At 44.7% G+C, this 22,952-nt stretch carries 21 protein-coding genes; 17 read left to right on the top strand and 4 right to left on the bottom strand.

Annotation, left to right across the window (positions count from 1 at the left end; translation table 11 throughout):
- Window positions 1–244 precede the first annotated feature (244 nt).
- The 11 genes from A8806_RS18740 to A8806_RS18690 are packed head-to-tail and all read left to right on the top strand — an operon-like array spanning window position 245 to window position 10,796.
- A complete protein-coding gene (locus tag A8806_RS18740; protein WP_109732695.1) occupies window positions 245–973 on the top strand; it encodes a GntR family transcriptional regulator in 729 nt (242 codons plus the stop codon).
- Between the two features lie 32 nt (window positions 974–1,005).
- Window positions 1,006–2,208, top strand: coding sequence for a BMP family lipoprotein (locus tag A8806_RS18735; RefSeq protein ID WP_181368784.1), 1,203 nt, complete (start codon window positions 1,006–1,008; stop codon window positions 2,206–2,208).
- A 21-nt stretch (window positions 2,209–2,229) separates the two neighbouring features.
- Window positions 2,230–3,771 (top strand): ABC transporter ATP-binding protein, encoded by a 1,542-nt coding sequence (locus A8806_RS18730; RefSeq protein WP_109732693.1) that lies wholly within the window; start codon window positions 2,230–2,232, stop codon window positions 3,769–3,771.
- Window positions 3,764–4,834 (top strand): ABC transporter permease, encoded by a 1,071-nt coding sequence (locus A8806_RS18725; RefSeq protein WP_109732692.1) that lies wholly within the window; start codon window positions 3,764–3,766, stop codon window positions 4,832–4,834. Before A8806_RS18730 ends, A8806_RS18725 begins: the two co-directional genes overlap by 8 nt.
- Window positions 4,834–5,751: an ABC transporter permease gene (locus A8806_RS18720; protein ID WP_109732691.1), complete on the top strand. Its 918-nt coding sequence runs from the start codon at window positions 4,834–4,836 to the stop codon at window positions 5,749–5,751. Before A8806_RS18725 ends, A8806_RS18720 begins: the two co-directional genes overlap by 1 nt.
- A gap of 25 nt (window positions 5,752–5,776) precedes the next feature.
- On the top strand, window positions 5,777–6,340 hold the full coding sequence (locus A8806_RS18715) for a cysteine hydrolase family protein (protein WP_109732690.1): 564 nt from the start codon (window positions 5,777–5,779) through the stop codon (window positions 6,338–6,340).
- A gap of 25 nt (window positions 6,341–6,365) precedes the next feature.
- A complete protein-coding gene (locus tag A8806_RS18710; protein ID WP_109732689.1) occupies window positions 6,366–7,322 on the top strand; it encodes a carbohydrate kinase family protein in 957 nt (318 codons plus the stop codon).
- A complete protein-coding gene (locus tag A8806_RS18705) occupies window positions 7,319–8,065 on the top strand; it encodes a nucleoside phosphorylase (protein WP_109732688.1) in 747 nt (248 codons plus the stop codon). Before A8806_RS18710 ends, A8806_RS18705 begins: the two co-directional genes overlap by 4 nt.
- Before the next feature lie 52 nt (window positions 8,066–8,117).
- On the top strand, window positions 8,118–8,909 hold the full coding sequence (locus tag A8806_RS18700) for a BtpA/SgcQ family protein (protein ID WP_109732687.1): 792 nt from the start codon (window positions 8,118–8,120) through the stop codon (window positions 8,907–8,909).
- A gap of 22 nt (window positions 8,910–8,931) precedes the next feature.
- Window positions 8,932–10,080: an iron-containing alcohol dehydrogenase gene (locus A8806_RS18695; RefSeq protein WP_109732686.1), complete on the top strand. Its 1,149-nt coding sequence runs from the start codon at window positions 8,932–8,934 to the stop codon at window positions 10,078–10,080.
- Window positions 10,081–10,082: 2 nt separating this feature from the next.
- Complete coding sequence (locus A8806_RS18690) at window positions 10,083–10,796, top strand: tryptophan synthase subunit alpha (protein WP_109732685.1); 714 nt, start codon at window positions 10,083–10,085, stop codon at window positions 10,794–10,796.
- A 48-nt stretch (window positions 10,797–10,844) separates the two neighbouring features.
- Here the strand turns inward: A8806_RS18690 and A8806_RS18685 are convergent, their stop codons facing one another.
- Window positions 10,845–12,296: a GntR family transcriptional regulator gene (locus A8806_RS18685; RefSeq protein WP_109732684.1), complete on the bottom strand. Its 1,452-nt coding sequence runs from the start codon at window positions 12,294–12,296 to the stop codon at window positions 10,845–10,847.
- 160 nt (window positions 12,297–12,456) lie between these two features.
- Between A8806_RS18685 and A8806_RS18680 the strand changes: the two genes are divergently transcribed.
- A complete protein-coding gene (locus A8806_RS18680; protein ID WP_109732683.1) occupies window positions 12,457–13,863 on the top strand; it encodes an EAL domain-containing protein in 1,407 nt (468 codons plus the stop codon).
- 25 nt (window positions 13,864–13,888) lie between these two features.
- Window positions 13,889–15,799, top strand: coding sequence for a sensor domain-containing diguanylate cyclase (locus tag A8806_RS18675; RefSeq protein WP_181368783.1), 1,911 nt, complete (start codon window positions 13,889–13,891; stop codon window positions 15,797–15,799).
- Window positions 15,800–15,956: 157 nt separating this feature from the next.
- On the opposite strand, the gene A8806_RS26285 is transcribed toward A8806_RS18675, so the two are convergent.
- From A8806_RS26285 to A8806_RS18665, 3 genes are all read right to left on the bottom strand, one after another.
- Entirely contained in the window at window positions 15,957–16,109 is a 153-nt protein-coding gene (locus tag A8806_RS26285; RefSeq protein WP_181368782.1) for a hypothetical protein, read from the bottom strand.
- Window positions 16,110–16,214: 105 nt separating this feature from the next.
- On the bottom strand, window positions 16,215–16,946 hold the full coding sequence (locus tag A8806_RS18670) for a response regulator (RefSeq protein WP_109732681.1): 732 nt from the start codon (window positions 16,944–16,946) through the stop codon (window positions 16,215–16,217).
- Complete coding sequence (locus A8806_RS18665; RefSeq protein ID WP_109732680.1) at window positions 16,936–18,009, bottom strand: sensor histidine kinase; 1,074 nt, start codon at window positions 18,007–18,009, stop codon at window positions 16,936–16,938. The genes A8806_RS18670 and A8806_RS18665 overlap by 11 nt, the downstream gene beginning before the upstream one ends.
- A 558-nt stretch (window positions 18,010–18,567) precedes the next feature.
- On the opposite strand from A8806_RS18665, the gene A8806_RS18655 reads away from it, so the two are divergent.
- From A8806_RS18655 to A8806_RS18640, 4 genes are read left to right on the top strand one after another with little or no spacing between them, the layout of a single operon-like run.
- Window positions 18,568–19,284 carry a LytR/AlgR family response regulator transcription factor gene (locus A8806_RS18655; protein WP_181368781.1) on the top strand — a complete coding sequence of 239 codons (717 nt, stop codon included), beginning with the start codon at window positions 18,568–18,570 and terminating at the stop codon, window positions 19,282–19,284.
- 3 nt (window positions 19,285–19,287) lie between these two features.
- Window positions 19,288–20,025, top strand: coding sequence for an ATP-binding protein (locus A8806_RS18650; RefSeq protein WP_109732677.1), 738 nt, complete (start codon window positions 19,288–19,290; stop codon window positions 20,023–20,025).
- 43 nt (window positions 20,026–20,068) lie between these two features.
- Window positions 20,069–22,051, top strand: a complete 1,983-nt coding sequence (locus A8806_RS18645; RefSeq protein WP_109732676.1) for an FtsX-like permease family protein — start codon at window positions 20,069–20,071, stop codon at window positions 22,049–22,051.
- Window positions 22,038–22,790: an ABC transporter ATP-binding protein gene (locus A8806_RS18640; RefSeq protein ID WP_109732675.1), complete on the top strand. Its 753-nt coding sequence runs from the start codon at window positions 22,038–22,040 to the stop codon at window positions 22,788–22,790. Before A8806_RS18645 ends, A8806_RS18640 begins: the two co-directional genes overlap by 14 nt.
- The last annotated feature ends 162 nt before the right edge of the window (window positions 22,791–22,952 follow it).

Below are 22,952 nucleotides of genomic sequence, written 5' to 3'. Positions count from 1 at the left end.
AGGACAGCATTTTTATTCAGCTTTTCTAAAGCGGATAAAGAAGGCTGTCTTTTTTTACTTTTTTACTGAGCACTTTTCACAAAATAAACACTTAAAATATGTGAAAATAAACAAAAATGAATCGGCAGTAAATAAAAAAATGGTTAAAGTGTTGACTTTTTTGAAAATAGGATTATTATATAATTACAACTGGTTATGACGACATAACGACATGATGACATAACGTCAGCAAGGGAGGAAGTGAATGGAAGAGGAACGCGTACCAAAGTATTTTGTCCTAAAAAAGGAACTGATCCAGAAGATCGAGGAAGAGGAGTTTGAACCAGAATGCCCAATTCCAAGTGAAAGAGAGCTGATGGAGCAGTACCAGGTCAGCCGCATCACAGTCAGGAGGGCTATTGACGAACTGGTGACAAGTGGCTATCTTTACAAAGTGCAGGGGAAAGGAACATATGTAAAAAGCGATGATTACAGCCAGAACCTGTTCGCGATCACCAGCTGTACGGATGATGTGATCAGGCTGGGAAGGAATCCTTCTAAGAAGGTGACAGTCAGTGAAATTGTTCCGGCGGATGCCAAGCGGGCAAGGCTGCTGAACACAGCGGTAGGAGATGAGCTGTTCCGCCTGGAGAGAATCACGATGGCAGACGGGGAGCCTTTGAATTATACGATCACCTATCTCCCGCGCAAGTTATTTCCGGGGATTGAGAAGTATGATTTCAGCACCCAGTCATTATATGATCTTCTCAGAGAGCAGTACGGAGTCAGATTTGCGAAGTCAAGAAGGACGATTGAGGCGGTCCTGACGGAAGAAGAAATTGCAGAATATCTGGATATTGATGAACAGATGCCCGTCATATTATTCGGAAGCACGACATACGGAGTCGTCCAGGGCAAGGAGCTGCCGATTGAAAGCTTCAAATGTTACTATCGGACAGATCAATATAAGTTTTATATTGAGCAGGTCAAATAAATTCAAGATGTGAAAGAAAAAGGAGGAACATTATGAAAAAAAGCAGAAAAGTGTTGAGTGTGTTATTAGCAGCGGCTATGACAGTAGGCTGTCTGACAGCCTGCGGCGGGGGAAGCAAGGACGAAAAGAGCGCGGACTCCGGAAAGAAAAGTGATGTGAAGATTGCAATCGTCTGTGATTCCGCAGGACAGAATGACAACGGTTACAATCAGACTGCAGTAGAAGGCGCTAAGAAAGCGGCTGATGAACTGGGAGTAGAGTACAAGGTAGTTGAGCCTACGAACGGAATCCCGGCTGCACTTGAGACACTGGCTGAAGATGGATACAATGTTATCTTTAACCTGGAATACGATTTCGATGCTTTGATTAAAGGAGTCGGCGGTTCAGAACCAATTGCAGAGATGTATCCGGATACAACATTTGTCTGTGTCAATGACAACCCGAACGTAGATGAGAGCGGCAATGTAATCCATGATAATGTCATTTGTGCACTGTTTGATGTGCATGAGGCTTCTTACATAGCAGGGGCACTCGGCGTACAGGTGCTTGAGAACAAAGATGTACTGTTCCCGGCTGAAAATTATAAATTCACGGACCTTGACAAAGGCGGACGTGCAATCGGATTCGTAGGCGGAACAAATTCAAACGGTATCACAGTATTTTCTTATGGATTTGTTGAAGGAATCAACAAGGCAGCTGAAGACCTCGGAGTAAATTATGACTACTATGCAAAATATGATGCAGGATTCGCTGATCCGGCAACAGGAAGCACAGTGGCAGGAACTTATTATAACCAGGGGGCAAACCTCGTATACGCAGTAGCAGGAAGCGTTGGAGACGGTGTTGCATCTAAGGCAAAAGAAGACGGCAAGCTGGCAATCCACGTAGATGCAGACAAAGACGATATGCAGCCGGGATATATCCTGACAAGTGTTATTAAGAATACATCTGTTCCGGTATTTGATATCACAAAGGCATATGTGGACGGAAAAATCAATGACATTGACAGACTTCAGACATTCTCACTTGCATCAGGCGCAACAGATATCACAGACCTGACCCAGATCAAAAATGCTCTGGCTGATACAGATGAGGCACAGGCAAAATGGGATGAGATCATGACATACATTGATGACCTGAAGGCACAGATTGCTGATGGGACAATCAAGGTAACAAATGCACAGGTTGGCGAAGAATTCGACCCGGGCACATGCAAGAATGTAACAATTAAGTAAATAAGAAATGAGGGTACATAAATGAGCATGATAGAAGTGGTTGATCTGACAAAAAAGTTCGGCGATTTCACGGCTAATGACAAGATAAGCCTGAGTGTGGAAGAACAGGAAATCAAATGTATCGTCGGTGAGAACGGCGCCGGAAAGTCGACACTTATGAATATGCTCTACGGCTTATTGCAGCCAACCAGTGGGAAAATCCTGATCCGCGGCAAAGAGGTTCAGATGAACAGCCCCATTGATGCAATAGCAAATGGGATCGGTATGGTGCATCAGCATTTTAAGCTGGTGCCCAGCCTCACCGTGTATGAGAATATTTTGCTTGGTGTTGAGATAAAGAAGGGAAAATCCCCTTTTGTAGATTCAAAGACAGAGATTGAAAAGGTACAGAAGTTAATAGACGAATATCATTTTGAGTTAAATCCCCTCGATAAGATCGAGGATATCTCAGTAGGCGGAAGACAGAGGGTAGAGATTCTGAAGATGCTTTACCGTAATGTCGACATCCTGATATTAGATGAGCCTACGGCAGTGCTGACACCGCAGGAAGTAGATGACCTCATGGTCAGCCTGAAGAACATGAAGAAACAGGGAAAGACGATTATTGTAATCACACATAAGCTGCGCGAGGTCATGGAATTAAGCGACAGCATTACCGTCATCAAGCAGGGGAAGGTCATCGGACATGTGAAGACGAAAGATACCAACGAGTCGGAGCTTGCACAGATGATGGTCGGAAGAAATGTTGTACTGACCGTAAATAATGAGAGAAAAGAACCAATAGCGGATGAAGTCATATATGAAGTGAAGGACCTGTCTACGATCAATGACTACGGAAAAGAAGTCGTATCTGAGATTTCCTTCAAAGTCCATAAAGGAGAAATACTGGGAGTAGCCGGTGTGGAAGGAAACGGACAGTCGGAGCTTGTAAAGCTGATGACCGGACTGATGGAGTCCACAAAGGGAACGGTAACATTTCTTGGAAAAGATGTGACCAATGACTGGCCGGCACAGCTCCGGAAATCCGGGGTTGGCATCATTCCGGAGGACCGTTATGCGCAGGGACTCTGCGGGGATATGAATATATCGGAGAACTGTATTGCAGGATACCACGGGAGTCCGGATGTCTGCAAAAGGGGGATCTTTGACCAGAAGGCCATCCGGGCAAAGAGGGACAAATACATCGAGGAATTTGATATCCGTATCGGCGACCTGAATGGGAATGTATCCAGCCTGTCAGGGGGAAATGCGCAGAAGATCATTGTTGCCAGAGAACTGTCTGCGGGCCCGAAGCTTCTGATTGCCTGTCAGCCTACCCGTGGTGTAGATATCGGTTCTATCGAATTTATCCACAAACAGATTTTAAAGTTCAGGGATGAGGGAAACGCTGTAATTCTGGTATCCAGTGAACTTTCAGAAATCTTAAGCCTTTCAGACAACATGATCGTTATGTATAAAGGGAAAATCTCCGGACGTGTTTGTCAGGATGAAGTGACGACGGCAAGTATCGGACTTCTGATGGCAGGTATCCAGCCGGGGGAAAAGGGGGCAGCTCATGAATAAAAAAGGAAATATTTTAAGGAATATAATCAATTCAGTCCTGCCGATTCTGCTGGCCTTTATTATCGGAGGAATTGTCATTGCATGCATCGGGGAGAATCCGCTGGAAACTTACTGGATACTTCTGAAAAAGTCATTTTTATCTTCCACGGGATTTATGAATACGCTCCACTATGCATCACCGCTGATCCTTACAGGTCTGGCAATCGCAGTGACGTTCAAAGCAAATCTCTATAACATGGGTGTGGAAGGCCAGATGCTGCTGGGTGGTTTCTTTGCAGGAATCGCGGGTGCGTATATTACCGGAATGAATCCGCTGGTACATAAAGTCATCTGTTTCGCAGTCGGTATCCTCTGCGGTATGGCGTTTGCCCTGATCCCGGCGCTTTTGAAGGCGAAGTGCAAGGTAAATGAGATGGTAGTAACGCTGATGCTGAACTACGCAATGGCAAAAGCACTGGAATACCTTTCCACAGGCGTTTTCCGTGACTTGAGTTCCGGTTATGTTGCGACACCGACCATTCAGGAGAGCGCGATGTTTTCCAGATTCGGGCGCTCCCGTCTGACAATGTTTTTTGTGATAGCGATTATTGTATTAATTATTATGTATATTGTGATGAAGAAATCAAAGCTTGGGTATGAGCTGACAGCAATCGGAAAGAATCCTGAATTTGCTGAGGCGGCCGGCATGAATGTAGCTAAGAAGACGATTATTCTGATGCTGATCAGCGGGGCTTTGGCAGGACTTGCCGGATCAGGCTATATGATGAGTGAACAGTTCAAGTATACATTAAGTTTTTCCGGAACACCGGGACTTGGCTGGGATGGTATGCTGATTGCGCTTCTGGGCGGACATTCCCCGGGGGGAATCCTGATTGCGGCCATCTTCTATGCAGCATTAAAGACAGGAAGCGATAATATCAACATGTACACGAGTGTTCCGAAAGAAATTGTGGCACTGATCCAGGGACTGATCATCCTCTTCCTGGCGGTGAAATTCATCTCCGAGCGGACGAATTTTTCTTTCCGTAAGAAGAGTGCAAAGAAAAGGGAGGAGGCTGCATAATGGAACTGATTAACAACATTTTGTATGATACTGTGTATCACAGTACGCCGATTATCCTCTGCGTAATAGGTGGTATGTTCGCATATAAGGCGAACGTGCTGAATATCGCACTGGAAGGTATGATGCTAAACGGTGCATTCATTTCCACACTGGTGATGTTCTTTACCGGGAATCTGGCCCTGGCAGTTATTCTGGCGATTTTAAGTACACTGGTTTACGGACTGGTATTCTCTGTTATGGGCATTACTTATAAAGGAAATGTCATCGTCGTAGGTCTTGCCATCAACCTGATTGCCCCTGCGATTGCAGGTTTTGTCATGAAGATGATGGAGACGGCAAACATCAACCTGACGAATGTGAATATTGCGAAGTTTAAGATTAATATTCCGTTGATTAAAGATATCCCAATCATTGGGGCAATCTTAAGCGGCCATCCGCCGATCACGTATCTGGCATTTATCGGAATAGCCGCGTTTGCAGTTCTGATGTATAAGACGAAGTTTGGAATCTATGTACGGGTTGTCGGTGAGAATGAAGATTCTGCGAAGAGCCTTGGTATCAAAACAAACTTTTATAAATATGCAGCAGTCCTGATCGGTGCCTTCTGCTGTGCTCTGGCAGGTGTGAACCTCTCGGTAGAGCGCCTCGGCCTTTATACCAATGATATGACGGCGGGCCGTGGGTTTATCGCAATCGCGGCAATCTACTGCGGACAGGGGAAACCGGTATTATCGTCACTCTATGCGATTTTGTTTGGTGTTGCGAGGTCACTGGCCGTAAACTTAAGTATCTATGCAGGACCGGCAGCAGGACTGTTCGATATCATTCCATATATCATCATGGTAACAGTGCTTGCGGTAGTTTCGATTGTGAAATATAAAAATGTCAAGGTGCGCGGATTTAAGAATGAACTTTAAATGTAAAAAGAATGGAGGGGCATGTATGGGAAAGACAGCACTGCTGATCGTGGATATGGTAAAGGATTTTACGGACCCGGACGGACTTGTATTTTACCCGCAGAACCGGGAAATCCTGCCGAAGATCAAACGGGTTTTAGATAAGTGCAGGGAAAAGGATGTACTTGTTGTATATCTCCAGCATTGCAACCGGAAGGGGAAATTCGACAGAAAAGCGGCAGCCATGCGTCCGAACTGCATCGAAGGCAGCGGCGGGGAGGAGATCGACCCGATGCTTCCTGTAGAGGAGTCCGACTATGTGATTAAAAAAAGGCGGTACAGCGGATTTTTTGCAACAGACCTTGACCTTGTCCTTAGAGAAAATGATGTGAAAAATGTGATTATTGTCGGCACGAAAACGAACTGCTGCATCAGGGCTACCGTTACGGATGCATTTTATCTCGATTATGAGGGATACGTAATCAGTGACTGTGTGGCAACGAATTCGGAGACTGTCAACCGTGTACATCTGGAGGATATTGATAAATATCTGGGCCATGTGATTGACAGTGAGACATTATTTAAAATGCTGGATGAGGGTACCTTATAATGCCTGCAGGAAAGGAATAACAAGTATGAAAGAGTATGACGTGATTACCAGTGGATATGTCAGCATGGACCATATCATTAAAATAGCCTCGCCTGCGAAGATCGGCTTTACTTCTCTGGTTACAAATAAAAACAACAGCCAGATCCAGTACGGCGGCTGTTCCGTCAATATCGCCTATGCGCTGTGCAGGCTGGGGAAGAAGTCCCTTCCGGTCCTGCGGGTGGGCGGCGACTATGAAAGCAATGGTTTTAAAAAGTTTCTGGAAGACGGCGGCGTGCCTCTGGATGGGATTTCTGTTTTAGAGGATGAGATTACTTCCATATGCTATCTTCTGCAGGATAACAATAACGACCATATCACGATTTTCTATCCGGGGTCAATGGATGGGAAGTTTGCGGGGGAGATGGATGATGCCCTGTTTGAGAATGCGAAGCTCGGGGTTATAACGGTCGCTTCCAGACAGGATAACGAAGTGTTTTTCAGGAAATGCAGGGAGTACGATGTGCCGGTGGTATTCGGGATGAAAGACGATTTTGATGCATTTCCGGAGGAATTCTTAAAGGAACTGCTCACGGGCAGCAGGATCATTTTTACAAACGAAGTAGAGCGCGGCATTATTGAGGAACTGTATGGATTTAAAGATATTACAGAGCTCTTTGAGATCGGTGAGGTGGACATCATCGTAACGACGATGGGCAAGGACGGCAGCATCTGCTATGAGCGGACGAAAGACGGAGTAAAGATTGAACAGATCGGAATCTGCCCGGTTGAGCATGTCGTAGACGCGACAGGGTCCGGCGATTCCTATATGGCAGGATTTCTCTATGGTTACCTGAACGGTGAGACACCGAAGGAATGCTGTGTTATGGGAAGCGTGCTGTCCTGGTTTGTTCTGCAGAAAGAAGGCTGCTGTACAAACCTGCCGGCGGAAGACGCATTTTTAGAGAAATACAGACAGGTGAAAAAGGGAGGACAGTCATGAGTACATTATATTTAGGGGCTGATAAGTCTAATATATCAAAATATGTATTATTTTCCGGGGACCCCTGGAGAGTAGAAGTACTGAAGCAATATCTGGATGATCCGCAAAAGGTGGCATTCAAGAGAGAATTCAATACCTACACCGGAACATACAAAGGTGTGCAGATCACAGTAACCAGTACTGGGATAGGAGCCCCGTCCGCAGCAATCGCGATGGAGGAAATGTACGAATCCGGTATGGAAGTGGCAGTGCGTATGGGAACCGTCATGGCGCTTCAGGATGACATGCTCGGGAAATTCGTTATCCCGATTGCCGCAATGAGAAGAGAAGGAACCAGTTCATCCTACGTGGACATGACATATCCGGCCGTTGCAGATATCGATCTGGTAAACTGCATGAACCAGACCGTAACCGACATGGGAGCCGAATACCGAAACGGCCTGAACTGCACAATGGACGGATTCTACAGTAAGATGCATGATTCCCGGTTCTCACTCGAGTGGGGACGCGACATGACAGAGACATTCGAAGAACTGAAGAAGCTGAAAGTAACAGGGATTGACATGGAATCCTCCTGTATGCTCACAGTCGGAAGACTCATGGGAGTCAGGACATGCGTCGTAACGATGACAACCGTACTGGAGAACCTGAAAGAAACACTTCAGGGGCAGGCACGGACAGATGCAGAAGACCTGCTCTGCCGCGTAGCATTAGAGGGGATTTATAGGTTCAGTTGTTCATAGGGGTCAGACCCCTTGTTTAAAAGAAGGTTAAAGGAAGGAAAGGTGACAGACGATGAGTAGTCAGGAAATTTTAAGGGTTGGGGACACGACAGTGATTGGTATGGTACATTGCCTTCCGTTGCCCGGAACTGCAGGATTTGACGGGGACTTTGATAAGATTATAGATCATGCGGTCAGGGATGCCATTACATTGGAGAAAGCGGGAGTTGATGCGCTGATTGTGGAAAATATGGGGGATACTCCGTTTACTGCGCTGTTGTCAACTGCTCAGGTTGCGGCCCTGTCGGCTGCGGCATATGCAGTAAGGCAGAGTGTGAAGATTCCGATTGGGATTGATGCGGCGTTCAATGACTGCAAGGCATCGCTTTCGATCGCGGGTATGGCAGGAGCTGATTTTGTCAGGATTCCGGTATTTGTCGATACGGTTGTGTTTACGGACGGAATTATCAATCCGGTTGCGAAAGAATGTATTGACTTTAGAAAACAGCTCGGTTTGGAGCACGTTAAGATTCTGGCCGATGTTCAGGTGAAGCATGCACATATGCTGCTTCCGTACATCACAATCGAACAATCCGCAAAAGAAGCGGCTGACAACGGGGCAGACGGAATTATCGTAACGGGAAGTGTAATCGGTGAGGAAACACCTCTCGATATGATTGCTCGTGTAAAAAAGGTTGTGAAGGTTCCGGTACTCGCAGGAAGCGGCGTCAAGGCTTCCAATATTAAGGCACAGATGGAGACGGCAGACGGCGCAATCATTGGTTCCAGCCTGAAAGAGGGCGGGATCCTGACGAACCCGATTTCCTACGATCTGGTCAAGGAAGTTATGGATGGACTGAAATAAAAAGAAAAGAGGATGATTTATTATGATGAGACCAATGAAATTAGCAGGAAGCCAGCTTATGTTCGGTGAAGGCTGTCTGGAACATATAAAAGCTTTAAACACAAAGAAAACTTCTATTGTAATCGGCGGAAGCAGTATGGTAAAAAGCGGAATTCTTGACAAAGTAAAAGGATACCTCTCAGAAATCAATGCCGAATCACAGGTGATCGAAGGGGTAGAACCGGACCCGTCTTTCGCGACTGTTATGCGCGGTGCAAAAGAAATGCTTACATTTGGGCCGGACCTGATTATCGCACTGGGCGGCGGCTCTGTCATGGACGCGGCCAAGACGATGTGGGTATATTACGAGCATCCCGAGCTGGATTCTCTGGAAGCAATCCTTCCTCCGAATGAATTCCCGAAACTGAGGGAAAAAGCCCTTTTCTGCTGTATCCCGTCCACGGCCGGGACTGCAAGCGAAGTATCCCGTTCTGTTGTAATTTCCGATACAGAAACCGGTATCAAGCATGGTGTCGGAAACATGGAAATGATGCCGGACATCGCAATCTGCGATCCTGAGGTGACTCGTTCCATGCCGCCAAGAATCACGGCAGAGACAGGAATGGATGCATTGACACATGCCCTGGAAGCACTTGCGTCAACTCGTGCAAACTATCTGGGCAACATTTTGGCAACGCAGGCGGCCCTCGATATTATGGAGAACCTTCCGAAGGCATTCAAAGATGGCAATGACATGGTGGCAAGGGAAATTATGCTGAACGCATCCATGACAGCAGGAATCGCATTTACAAATGTATCCCTCGGAATCGTACATTCAATGGCACATACACTGGGTAGTTATTTCCATACTGCCCACGGTCTGGGAGATGCGATGCTGCTTCCATACATCATTCGCTATAATACAGGCGATGAGAGGGCTGCGGGCATTTATAAGGAATTCGCCGCAAAAGCAGGCGGGGAAGATCTGGCAGTCATGGTAGAAGAACTGAACAAAGAATTAAACATCCCGTCTTCATTCAAAGAAATTATACCGGACGAGGATAAATACATGTCCATTCTGGAAGAAATGGCAGAGATGGCAAAGGCTGACGGCTGCACCAAAACAAACCCGATCATCCCGACCATTGAAGAATTCAAAGAATTATTTATTAAGGCATATAAAGGAGAATAAACATGGAGATTATCTTATACTTATCCAACGGCTATCCGACACTGGAAAGCAGCTTTTCAACAGCAATCGAATATGCAGACGCAGGGTGCCGCATGATGGAGATCGACTTTCCGTCCAGGGACCCATATCTGGAAGGCGATTATATAGCAGACAGAATGGCAAAAGCGCTGGAAGTCTGTGATGACTATGAAAAATATATGGAAAGCATGGTTCGCCTCAAGGAACGGCTTCCGGAAGTACACTTCCTCGTTCTTGCGTATGAGAATACTGTGGAGGAAATTGGAGCAGACCGCTTTATACAGTTCTGCCGGGAAAATGATTTCGAGGATGTTCTCCTTGTCGGCCTGAAAGATGAGAAAATCAAAAACCAGATTATGGAGGGCGGACTGAAAGTTTCCTGTTATGTACAGTTCCATATGCTCCCCGAAGAAATTGAGTCTGCAAAAGCATCGAACGGATTCGTATATATGCAGGCAAAACCAAACGGAAATATCAACCCGGACTACCCGACACTGGAATCATGTATAAAGCATTTAAGAGACTGCGGAATCGAGCGCCCGATCTACTGCGGCGTTGGTGTGCATGCTCCGGAGGATGTAAAAATGGTAAAAGACGCGGGCGGCGATGCTGCTTTTGTAGGCAGTACAATTTTAAAGCTGCATGAAGACGTACCGGCTATGAAAGATATGATCCGCAGATATAAGGCTCAATGCTAAAAATACGGGGCATCGTGATTCGAGAGAATCGCGGTGTCCCGTATAAATTTAAGGTGTTATGATTTTCTGTGCTTCCGAAAGTCCGCACTTTACCATATAATCACGTACATAGGTCAAAATATGGCAATAGCATTGTGACAGGTTAGAAGAAAATTCATGCACGTTCCCATCACAGAGACTCCTAAACGCGGCTTTGGCTGTCAGGGTAAAGGCTTCATCGCTTGAAGGTCCGTCATAAAACATGGAGTAATAATATCCTCCGATAATCAGCTCACCGATACTTTCCAATATAATTTTTAACGGCGGCAGTGTCTGGTTGTCAATAATGCATTGAATCATGCCTTCAAAAAGGATAAAATCCGGGTGATCCATCCGGCAAAGCAGATTGTCTGTATCGGCTTTCGTAATATGTGGAAATGCCAGAGCCGAAGCGGGTTTGATAAGAATTGCCATAAGCTGTAAACCACTCAGATACAGCATGGTTTCCAACTTTAAAGTCTTGTTTTTCATACACTGTATAATTGATTCATCTTCCTGCCAGACAATCATGGTGCCTTTAGCGTTAAATGTTTTGGCAAAACCGATCTCGTTTAACATAGCCAGTGCCCTGCGTACTGTGGAAACACAGACTTGGTAATTCTTAGCCAGCACTGCTTCAGGTGGTAGATAAGATCCTGCGGGGTACATGCCGGCACCGATTTTATCAATCAGGTCACGCACAATCTGGATATAGAAAGCATTTCTTTCATACCGCACGTCAAATGTAAAATCAGTGGAATCCCTTTCCGTGATATCAGGGAACTCCCGGGACAGGCGTCCGAGCTGCTGCCGGATTCCATGCCTGACAGCTTCATACATTACTTCAAGGCATTTCTCAATTTCCGGGACATCCCGGTTAAGAAGCGCTTCCATAGGCCGTTTCACGCCGTCAAATTCGGGATGGGACATCGAGAGGACTTTTAATTCATTAAAATTTTGTAAGAGCGGTATTTTCGCATATAGCTCAAGACTCGTATATAAATCTCCCAGTAAAAGATTGTTTGAACACTTTAGCAGATCGTACAAAAATGATAAAAAGGTTTTTGTTTTGGCAGCAGGCCTTTTCCTGTCCAGATTTTTATATACGGTCTTCCATTTTCCCAGATCATAATCGCTGCATGCACGGGCTGAGAACGAAAGGAGGGAAGGCATGATCAGGAACATGGTGTCGGCGACATCTAATATACATGTTTTATATTCCAATATGGACTGGACGGCCGCATTTTTATTTGTATTTAATTCGTTATAAATGACGACAGCGGGTTTCCGTTCTTCTGTACGGATATATCCCTCCATTTTCAGACGGGCCATCACATCTTTGACCGTGCGGATTCCGACATGGTAAGAGTCACACAGAATCCTCATAGAGGGGAGGTGGGTTCCGTAGGGCAGACGCTGCGTTACGATTTGCTCATGAAGGTCGTTGTAGACGCGCTCGAATAAAGTTTGTTTCATTTTCATGCTAAAGTACTCCCTGTTACGGTATATTTTTATTATTGTAAAATATAAACAGGGAAAAATCAATGATAGTCAGCTATATGTATACGTGCACAGATTTTGTGTTGGATTTTATAATCTGCCGTGATAAAATAAAATCACAATTTAGGCAGGGTGGATCAAAATGGGACTAAATAATCTATATCTTTTAAATACTGTCATTGCCGGAATCGGCATCGCATTTCTTCTCATACTGGGCTGCATCGTTTATATCAGCAGGAAAAACCGAAAGGCATTGTTAAAGATGGCCTTTACAGATCCCTTAACAGAGGGAAATAATATCAATGCATTCCAATTAAAATGCAGGCAGCTATTGAAACACAGTGCTCCTTGCACTTATTCTATTGTGTTTATTAATATCCGGGGCTTTAAGCACATTAACGAGAACTTTGGGACGGAAGCGGGTAATGAAACGCTCAAATATATTTATACTGTGATTGAACGTCATCTGCAGGAAGATGAAATTGTGGCCAGAAGTGAAACAGATCATTTTTTCCTGTGCCTGCATGAGAATAGGAAGGAACAGGTGCATTCAAGGCTGGAGGAAATCGTCAATGATATTGCTTCTTTTAACGGGAGGGAAAATGTTCATTATATAATCAATCTGGCACAGGGGGTATACATTGTTGAGGAGCCGGAACTGGACATCAAAATTATAGTCGGAAGGGCAATTGCAGCCTGTGAACACCAGACAGGGGAGGAAATCTGTGCCTTTTTCAATAATCAATTAGTCATCAAAATGAACCGGGAGGCTGAATTAAACGGGTTATTCGAGGAATCGATCCAAAACCATGATTTCCAGATTTACCTTCAGCCCAAGATCCGTCTGGAGAATCAGATGCTGGGCGGGGCAGAGGCACTGGTCAGGTGGATTCATCCGGAACGTGGTATGATTTATCCTTCAGATTTTATTCCCCTGTTTGAGTCAAATGGTAAAATATGTACATTAGATATTTATATGTTTGAGGAGGTATGTAAGTTAGTACAACGGTGGTTCAAAGAGAAGAAACAGGTCATTCCTATCTCTGTAAATCTGTCAAGACTCCACATGAAGAATCCTGATTTTCTGGAAGAATTTGTGGCAATAAAGGAAAAATACCAGATTCCAGATGGAATCATTGAATTTGAGATGCTCGAATCGGTGTTTTTTGATACACAGCAGATTATTCTGGTAAAGAAAGTAATACAGGACATGCATAAACATGGTTTTCTATGTTCTTTGGATGATTTTGGTTTTGGATACTCCTCCCTTGCACTACTAAACGAGTTTGATGTAGATACAATTAAGTTGGACAGACAGTTTTTTGCCGATACAATGAATGAGAAATCATGGAAAATTATATCCAGTCTTGTCAGGCTTGCCGATTCATTAAATATTTCTGTTGTAGCAGAAGGGATTGAGACAAAGGAACAACTCACCTGTCTGCGAGAGATAAAATGCGGTATGGTTCAGGGGTATATCTATTCAAAACCACTTTCTATCGATGTTTTTGAAAACTGGTCTGTTAATTTTGGGAAAACCTCTATATAATGGTTTTATGAGGAGGAATTGCAGATTGAAAAAAAGTATAACAAAAGCATTGATTATCGTTATTTCTATCGTTATGCTGTTTACTTTGCTTATAAATTATGTGCTTCGGATCCAGCTTATCCACAGCAATGTAGAAGAGAAATCTGCAGATTTATTCTGGCAGATTGAGAATATGATAAAGAAGAATGAGCAGGATCTGGCACAGATCAAATCTGATTTCGCGGATGACTGTCTGATACGGGCGCGGATGGCTGCTTATGTGGCGCAGCATTATCCCGAAGTGATTAACAGCCGGGAGGAAGCGATAGGGGTAGCAGAATTATTACAGGTTGATGAGATCCATTTTTTTAATACAGAAGGTGAAATATATGCCGGCACACATCCGGAATATTACCATTACAACTTTAACTCAGGAGAGCAGATGAAGTTTTTTCTCCCGATGCTGGAAGACCACTCACTTGAATTGTGTCAGGATATAACCCCGAACACGGCAGAACAAAAGCTGATGCAGTATGCGGCGGTGTGGATGGAGGATGGCAGCGGAATCGTACAGATTGGGCTGGAGCCACAAAGAGTTTTGAAGGCAATGGAGGGCAGAACCTTTTCCTCGGTCTTTTCCCTGATTCCGACCGACAGCGCAACGGTATTGTATGCAATTGATCCTGACAGTTATGAAATTGTCAGCTGTACTGCCCCCGAATACATAGGAAAGAATGCGGAAGAACTGGGGCTGGAGCTGGACGGCCATTCGGATAAATTAACCGTTGCCCACCCGACCATTGATGGCAGGAAAAATTACTGCGCCATCAAGGATTCGGATTCCCTGATTCTGGCAAGAACCTATCTGGAATCGTCACTGTATAAGCAGGTGCTGACAGACACTTGGCTCTTAGCTACTGATATTGTATTCTTGTCTGTACTTGCAATCATTTTTATTTATATTTATTTAGACCGGAAAATTGTAAAAGGGATCATCGCTATTAATAAAAAATTATATGAAATCGAACAGGGCGGTACTGATATCCTGTTCAGTGAAGATACGGTTCCTGAGCTGGCCGAACTCAGTACCCATATTAATGCAATGCTAAAGAGTGTATTAAGTTCCACTAAAAAGATGTCTATCGCGTTAGAACTGTCAAGGATTCCGATTGGTCTCTATGAATATATCCCGGGTTCTAAACGTGTTGTGGCAACCAGCCGGGTCAGGGATATACTGATGCTGACAGACGAAGAGTATAACTATATATTGGGGCACCCGGAACTGATTCCCCAAAAAGAACAACAGCTTAAGAAAAATGCATTACACCAGTCAGATAATATCTATAGACTGCCGGGAACTGTAGAACGGTATGTCAGGTTTGAGGAGTTTACATACGAAGAAAGTAATCTGGCTATTTTGATTGATGTAACACAGGAAGTACGGGAAAAGCGGCATATCGAGCAGGAACGGGATATCGAGTCGCTGACCGGATTGTTTAACAGGCGGGCATTCTATGCAAAAATGGATGAAATTTTCATGAATGGAAAGCCGCTGAACTATAGTGCATTGATCATGATAGATGCTGACAAGCTGAAAGAAACAAATGATCTTTACGGGCACAGAGGCGGTGACCTGTACCTGAAAAAAATAGCCGGGGTGATTGAAACATATCATCACGGCAATGCGGTTGCTGCTCGTCTGGGAGGAGATGAATTCGTATTGTGCATATATGACTGTCCTGACAAAGGCGAGATTGACAGTATTATTAAAGATATAACTGCCGACCAGGACGGGTATACTGTAGCATTGGATGATCATGTAGAGATTACCGTCCATTTTTCTATGGGGTACGCTTTATATCCGGAAGAGGGGGATAATTACCACTCTTTGCTGGAGCTTGCCGATGAGAGAATGTATCAGAATAAAAAGACGCGGAACGGGCCGTTGGTCCGTTAGAAGTTATACAAGAATAATCCTAGGAACCATTATAGGGGTAATAATTTTGTCTGTGCTGTAAATCGGGTTGGTTGTAGTCGGAATGGATATATAAAGAGAGCCGGGAACAATTGCGTTTCCGGCTCTCTTCGGGAATATGAGAAATAGTGAGGCAGTTTTAGTCAGTTAAGGCATAACCATAACGGATTTTACGGTATATCTTCCAGAGGATGACGGCCGGAAAACTAACGGCCAGATATAAGGTAGAAAGTATACCGGCTGAACCGCCGATAACCATAAGTAAAATCATTACAATATTTCCTGTGTCCATGTGTGTACGCTCCTTTATTGGTTCCCTTAATTGCTATGAACTCATTTTAGAACATAAACATCAGACAGGAAAGGTTTTTGCAGGAACCTTAGCGCCTTCTTAACATCAGCCTTGTGCAGGATCGCCTGTATCAAATTCATCTTCCTTCATGCGGTAACCGACTCCGACCTCTGTGAAAATATACTGGGGCTGTGCGGGATCGGATTCCAGTTTTCTGCGTATATTAGCCATATTCACCCTCAGGATTTTGTTGTCATCATCAGCATAAGGACCCCAGACATTTGAAAGAATGGAGGCATAAGTCATGACCTTTCCCGAATTCTGGGCGAGAAATGCGACAATCTTGTATTCAATCGGTGTGAGGTGAATCTCTCTGCCGTCTATTGTCAGCAGCCGTTTGGAAAAGTCCAGACACAATCCCCCGCTCTGGTAGGGGCGTATATAAAGCGTACTGTCTGTGATCAGGCGGTTGCTGTGGCGCAGCGAGGCACGGATTCTGGCGAGCAGTTCTGATGTGCCGAATGGTTTGGTAATATAATCATCAGCGCCCAGGTCAAGTGCAGAGACCTTCTCCTTTTCTGCGGAGCGTGCGGATATAACAATGATAGGGGTACTTGTCCATGTGCGTACTTCACGGATGATCGAAATGCCGTCCATATCCGGGAGCCCGAGATCAAGCAGAATAACATCCGGGCATTGGGAATGGATCAGGTTCAGGCCTTCCGAGCCGTTGTCAGCACAGAGAACTCTGTATTCATGCTTCTTCAAAACTTTGCCAACGAAAGCCAGAATATTTTTTTCATCTTCTATTATCAACACGGTAAATTTATGCGTCATCTTCTGTCTCCTTTTCCTTTGGTAAAATAAATGTAAATTCGGCCCCTTTTTCATGATTGGAGGCGCAGATGGTGCCGTCATGCGCGGTTATGATCGTTTTGCAGATAGAAAGGCCTATCCCGATTCCCCGGTAGCTGTCTGTATTATCGCTATGGTATTTCCCTTCAAAAATATAAGGAATCTGGGCTTCATCCAGCCCGATCCCGTAATCCCGTATATGGAAAGCAACCTGATCCTCCTGATTCTCAATTACCAGGTTAACAGGGGCATCGCTCCCCGAATGAAGAAAAGCATTCTCAAGCAGATTGATCATGACCTGTTCGATCAAAGTGGCATCCATTGGTATCATTAAAAAGTCTTCCGGCATGTCGACGTTAACCACCAGATCCGGATGGCGCTTCCTGACACGGTTGATAGCCTCCCCGACTACTTCTTCAACGACTTCCAGCGACTTCCTGACCTTGCCGGAATCATTCTGTATCCTCGTGACAGTCAGCAGGTTTTCAACCATATTCAAAAGCCAGTGCGCATCCTCGTTAATATTGGACACCAGCTCGAGCCGGTCTTCCTCTGTCAGCTCTTCATAATCCTCCATAAAAGATGCAGATGATCCAATGATACTTGTAAGGGGCGTGCGCAGATCATGGGAAATAGCCCTGAGCAGATTCGCCCGGATCCGTTCCTTATCCGCCTCCGCCAGCTTCTTATCCCGTTCTTCCAGAATCGCCTTCTGCTTCTTCATGCGTGTCGTAGTAGTACTCGTAATCAGGCTGATTGCAAGCATACCCACAAAAGTAACCGGATATCCGTCCAGCGAAAAATCCATTTTGAAAAACGGATAAGTAAAAAACACATTAACCGCCGCAACACAGAACAGCGATGCAAAAATACCGAAGAGATACCCCTGCGTATTCAAGGCAGTCAGAATCAGGGCGAGTATGTAGATCAGGGCAATATTAGCAGAGTTCCCGCGCCCGAAATGGAAAAATAAAAAAGAAAGAGCGGTAGCTATAATCAGGCACAGCAGAGTGACTCCCAGATTTCTAAAAAATAATTTCTTCAATAGTATTCACCTCAAACTTAATACAATAAGCATAACACAAAAAAAGAAAAAATCCACTGAAAAAGAAAGGGGGCGCTAATGCGAAGGGGAGTCCGGCGGCCTGCGGGGCAGGGGGGGCTGGTTCAAGTCCGGGCGTTTCGCTTAGAAGCTGTAGGAGAAAACGGAAGGGGAAGGGTGGGACATGCCGCATTCGGTGCAAAAACTGATGTTTTTGCGCCTCAGGAGGCAACAGAATTTGTTACGGAAACAAATTCTGCCCTCCCTTCCTCTTCCGTTTTCTCCAACATCTTCTACAGCTTACTTAACGGACTTGAACCAGTTCCCCTGCTCCGCAGGCCGCCGGACTCCCCTTCACATTAGCTGGTTCATCAGGACGGCAGGAAAGATCCCCGTCCCAAGGCAAGTGTCCCCATTCGTTTCCGAGGCTAAAGCTCGTCAACTATTACTTCTATTTGTAATAAAAGGGCTATGTTTTTGTAAAAAGTGTATTCTGAGGACGCCTGACTTGTATGGTATAATCAAAATATAACATTTATCGGTCAGGGATGGGGGATGGACATGTATCGTATAGCTGTATGCGATGATGAAGTGATTACATGTGAAGAGATTGAAACGTATCTGGTGCGGTTCGGGGAATCGGCGGATGTGGACATAGCTGTGGAGCGCTTTTATCTGGGGATGGATTTTGTGGGCAGGCTGGGGGAGGTAATGTTTGATATGGTGTTTCTGGATATAGAGCTGCCTGACCTGAATGGGGTTGAGATTGGCCGGCATATCAGGAGTGTTTGTCAGGACCAGAAGACGCAGATTGTGTATATTTCTTCTAAGACATACTATGCCCTTGAACTTTTTCAGATGCGTCCGCTGGACTTTCTGGTGAAGCCGGCCGGATATGAGAGTGTAGAAAAGGTGATGAAGGTTTTTCTTGAACTCTCAAGTATCGGGCGTGAGGTTTTTGAATACCAGTCAGGACAGAATTTTTACCGGGTTCCTTATGAGGAGATTTTGTATTTTTCCAGTGAGGGGCGTCAGGTGAAGCTGCAGTCAGTGGGGGAGGAGAAGTATCCGATGTTTTATGGGAAGCTGGACCAGGTTTTGAAGCAGTTAAGCAGAGGGTTTTTAATGATACACAAATCCTTCGTGGTAAATATAAGGTATATCAGGCAGTATAACTATGAATCTATTGTTATGACCAATGGAGATGAACTGAGCATCAGCCGGCCTCACAGGAAAGAGGTGCGGGACCGGATGATGCAGTTATGGAGGAAGCTGTAGCAGATGGGCGGCAGATTTGTAATCATTTTGGCAGTGTTTCTGGTGTTTTTTCTAATTTCTTGTTCGGCAGTACTGGTTATATACATACGATGGAGCAGAAAAAGCCGCAGGGAGAAGAGTCTGGAAAAACAGATAGAGGCATATGATAACCAGCTTCAGATTATGGCGGATGCACAGAGCCAGATGAGGGTGTTCCGGCATGATATCCGCCATCACCTGATTGTGTTGGGAGGTCTTGCAAGAGACAGTCAGGATATGCCTGTACTCCGCTATATTGAGGAGATTGAAGGATATCTGGAGCAGACGAAGGAGTATGTTTTCACTGGAAAAAAAGAAATAGACAGTATTCTGAATTACGTGATTAAGCAGGCAAAGGAAAATGGAATTGAGATTATATGGAAAGTAGAAGTGCCCAGGGAGATTTCGGTAAAAGCCTTTGACCTCACTGCAATTCTTGGGAATCTTCTGGAGAATGCAGTTCAGGGGGCGGTGAAAACTCAGGAAAAATGGATGAATATTTTTCTGCGGGCGGATGAAAGCATTCTGTATATCAGGATTGAGAACAGCTGCAAGGAACCGGTGGTAAAGAAGAATGGAAGATTTTTAAGCACCAAGAAGGACAGGGAGAAGCACGGCATTGGCCTGTACAGTGTACAGAGGATGGTGGATAAAAATAACGGTACATTAAAACTGGACAGCGGAAGAGGGCGGTTTGCCGCGGAAGTGCTTTTGTATTTATAGGCAGAATGTTTTTGGGTGTTGTTTCTGAACGGGGAGGAGAGAAATGCTTTTTAAAATTATTATCAAGAATTTTAAGTACAATTTAAAAAACTACGTGCTGTTTTTCGCCGGTGAACTGATGGCAATTGCCATGCTTTTTACGTTTCTGTCTTTGAAGGATTCGCTTTCCAGAGGGATTTTCGACAGCGTAATCCGGTATATCGTGGACAGTGAATTTAAAATTGCGGCGGCCATTATCATTGTAATTAGTATTTTTATTATGGTTTTTTCCATGAAATATTATATGAAGGTGAGGGTGCGGGATTATGGGATGTTCCTGACTCTCGGAATGAAAAGAAAAATGGTTTTTCTGATGCTTCTGACGGAATCCGGGGCGGGGGTCTTTATGTCACTTGTAGTTGGGCTGGTTTTCGGGAACGGCCTTCTGTATGGATGCCAGAAGGTACTGGGGAAAATAGACAGTACCTACCATATACATATGAATGTACCATTTGCAATATATCGGAATACAGTGCTTTTAAGTCTTGTGATTATGGCGGCAGCACTTTTTTCTATTATGGTTATGATTGGGGAAAAAAATGTATCGGATCTTGCCGAGGATAAGCAGAAAGAGGAAATCCGCCCGAAAGGGAAATGGCTCATTCTTACAGCTGTCGGCATTATTCTTTGTATTGCAGGAATATATGTCTACAAGAAAGACAATGGTGTGGGGCCCTATCGTGCGATTATCATTTGGGCCATTTCAATCTTCTTCCTCTTGTATTTCGGGGTAGGACTGTTTCTGGAATTTCTGAAAAAGCGTCAGCGCTTTTATTTTCGGAATCTGCTGCATTTAAGCCAGCTGTACCACCAGTACAGCTCAAATTATCTGATCATGTATGGTCTAGCGCTCATTCATTTTATGGCGATCGGCTATCTCGCGGGGCAGATTGCTGAGTCTCTCCCGCTGACACCGGACGCACAGGGGTACCCATATGATGCCGTCTGGTGTGCGGCGGAAAAAGACGGGGGGTACATCAAAGATTTTGAAGAAAAATACAATGTCAAAGCCGAACAGTATCCGATGTTTATGGTTACTGGTAGAAATACGGTGCAGCAGATCGGAATCTCTGAGAGCACGTATGAAGCGATTACTGGCCATGAGATATCACTGAAAGGTGATGAGATCTTATATGCGGATCAATATATAAAATATCTGGACAGGGAATCAAAGAAAGGTATCCTTTCGATGACAGACATTATCCATATCGGAAGGTATCATGAAGAGTTCGGGACTTATGCCATGAGCGGGGACCAGTACAATAAAGAAGAGTATCGTAAGACGAATATAAAAGAACTGGTTGTGCAGCCGGCAGTTGGAAAATATAGTATGGATGGCTGGCATTCCAATGTGCTTGTATTTTCGGATGATTATTTTGAAAAAGAGTGGAAACAGATCAGGCAGGCCAGGGATGAGCAGAACCTCCTCGTGCTGATGCATATTCCGGAAGCGGTGCGGGAAAGTGCAGCGGAAGACTTAATGGAATATGAAAATAGGGAAGGAATAAAGAATGATGTGTACACAATTGAGGTGGATAACCTGACGGTCACGGATCACTTTCTGGAAGGTCTGAAAATGCAGAATACTTTTAACTTTGCAAGCCGTATCATTATCATACTTGCCCTTATAATCAGCTGTCTGTTCCTGATTGGGCTGAAAGGATTTTCCACAATGGAATTCTACAGGCGGCAGGATGCGTTCTTCTATTGTATGGGGATGAAACGGGGACGCAGAAGGAAGACGGTAAAAAAGGAAATCTACAGCAGTATAAAGATACCTCTGCTTTTCGGCGGGGGGATGGGGCTTGTATACCTCGGATGCTACGGCTGGATCTTCGAACCTGCCAAATACGGCGACTATACATACTGGAAGACATGGGCATTTGTATTTGCCATATATATTATAGTTATCGTGACTGGCGCTTTACTGCTGTCGCATTATCTTGTAAGGAAAATGGAGGAGGAAACAAAGCATGAACGCTATTGAAGTAAAAGATCTGGTCCGCAACTATCGAAAGTCGATGCTGAAAAATTCAGACGAGGACGTAAAAGTATTGAAAAATCTAAATTTCGGGGTGGAGGAACACGACTTTGTCGGCATCATGGGAAAATCAGGCTGTGGAAAAACGACGCTGCTAAAGGTCCTTGGACTGATCGATAAGCCGACGTCTGGAAAAGTATACTTTAAAGGAAAAGATACAGAAGAACTCTTCGGGGATGAACTGGCAGAAATCAGACAAAAAGAACTCGGCTTCATTTTTCAGGATTTTTACCTGATGGACAGCCTGTCTGTAGAAGAAAACATCATGCTTCCCATGATACTCGGGAAAGAAAAGCCCGAAAAAATGAAAAAAGCGGCAAGGGCATACGCTGCAAAATTCGGAATAGAGCATCTTATGAAAAAGAACCCTTATGAACTGTCGGGCGGAGAAAAACAAAGAACCGCAATCTGCCGTGCCCTCGTAAATGACCCCGATCTCATCCTGGCCGACGAGCCCACAGGCAATCTGGATTCCAAATCTGGCAGCATAGTCATAAACGCTCTCGAAACAATCAACAGAGACTTCCAGAAAACAATCGTCATGGTAACCCACGACCCCCAGCTGGCAAGCCACTGCAAAAAAATAATCTTCCTGAAAGACGGAATCATACTGGATACCGTGTGCGCAGGAGAAAACAGAGAAAAATTCTACAAAGAAATAATTAACCGTATGGGGGAGCTTTAAGAATTTTTTGATATCGCGCAGAGAAGAAATATTATTATTGGTAAGATTAGTTAGTTGCATAATTAATTATACCAAAAAAACGCTGAAGTCTTACGACCTCAGCGTTCTTTCTGTTTGGGGAGTTTTTTTACAGCTTCTTTTTTCTGTCTGGTCAAGCTAACC

It is taken from the genome of Faecalicatena orotica, assembly GCF_003149245.1.
Taxonomy (GTDB): domain Bacteria; phylum Bacillota; class Clostridia; order Lachnospirales; family Lachnospiraceae; genus Faecalicatena_A; species Faecalicatena_A orotica.
This window is presented reverse-complemented; position numbering and strand designations above follow the sequence as displayed.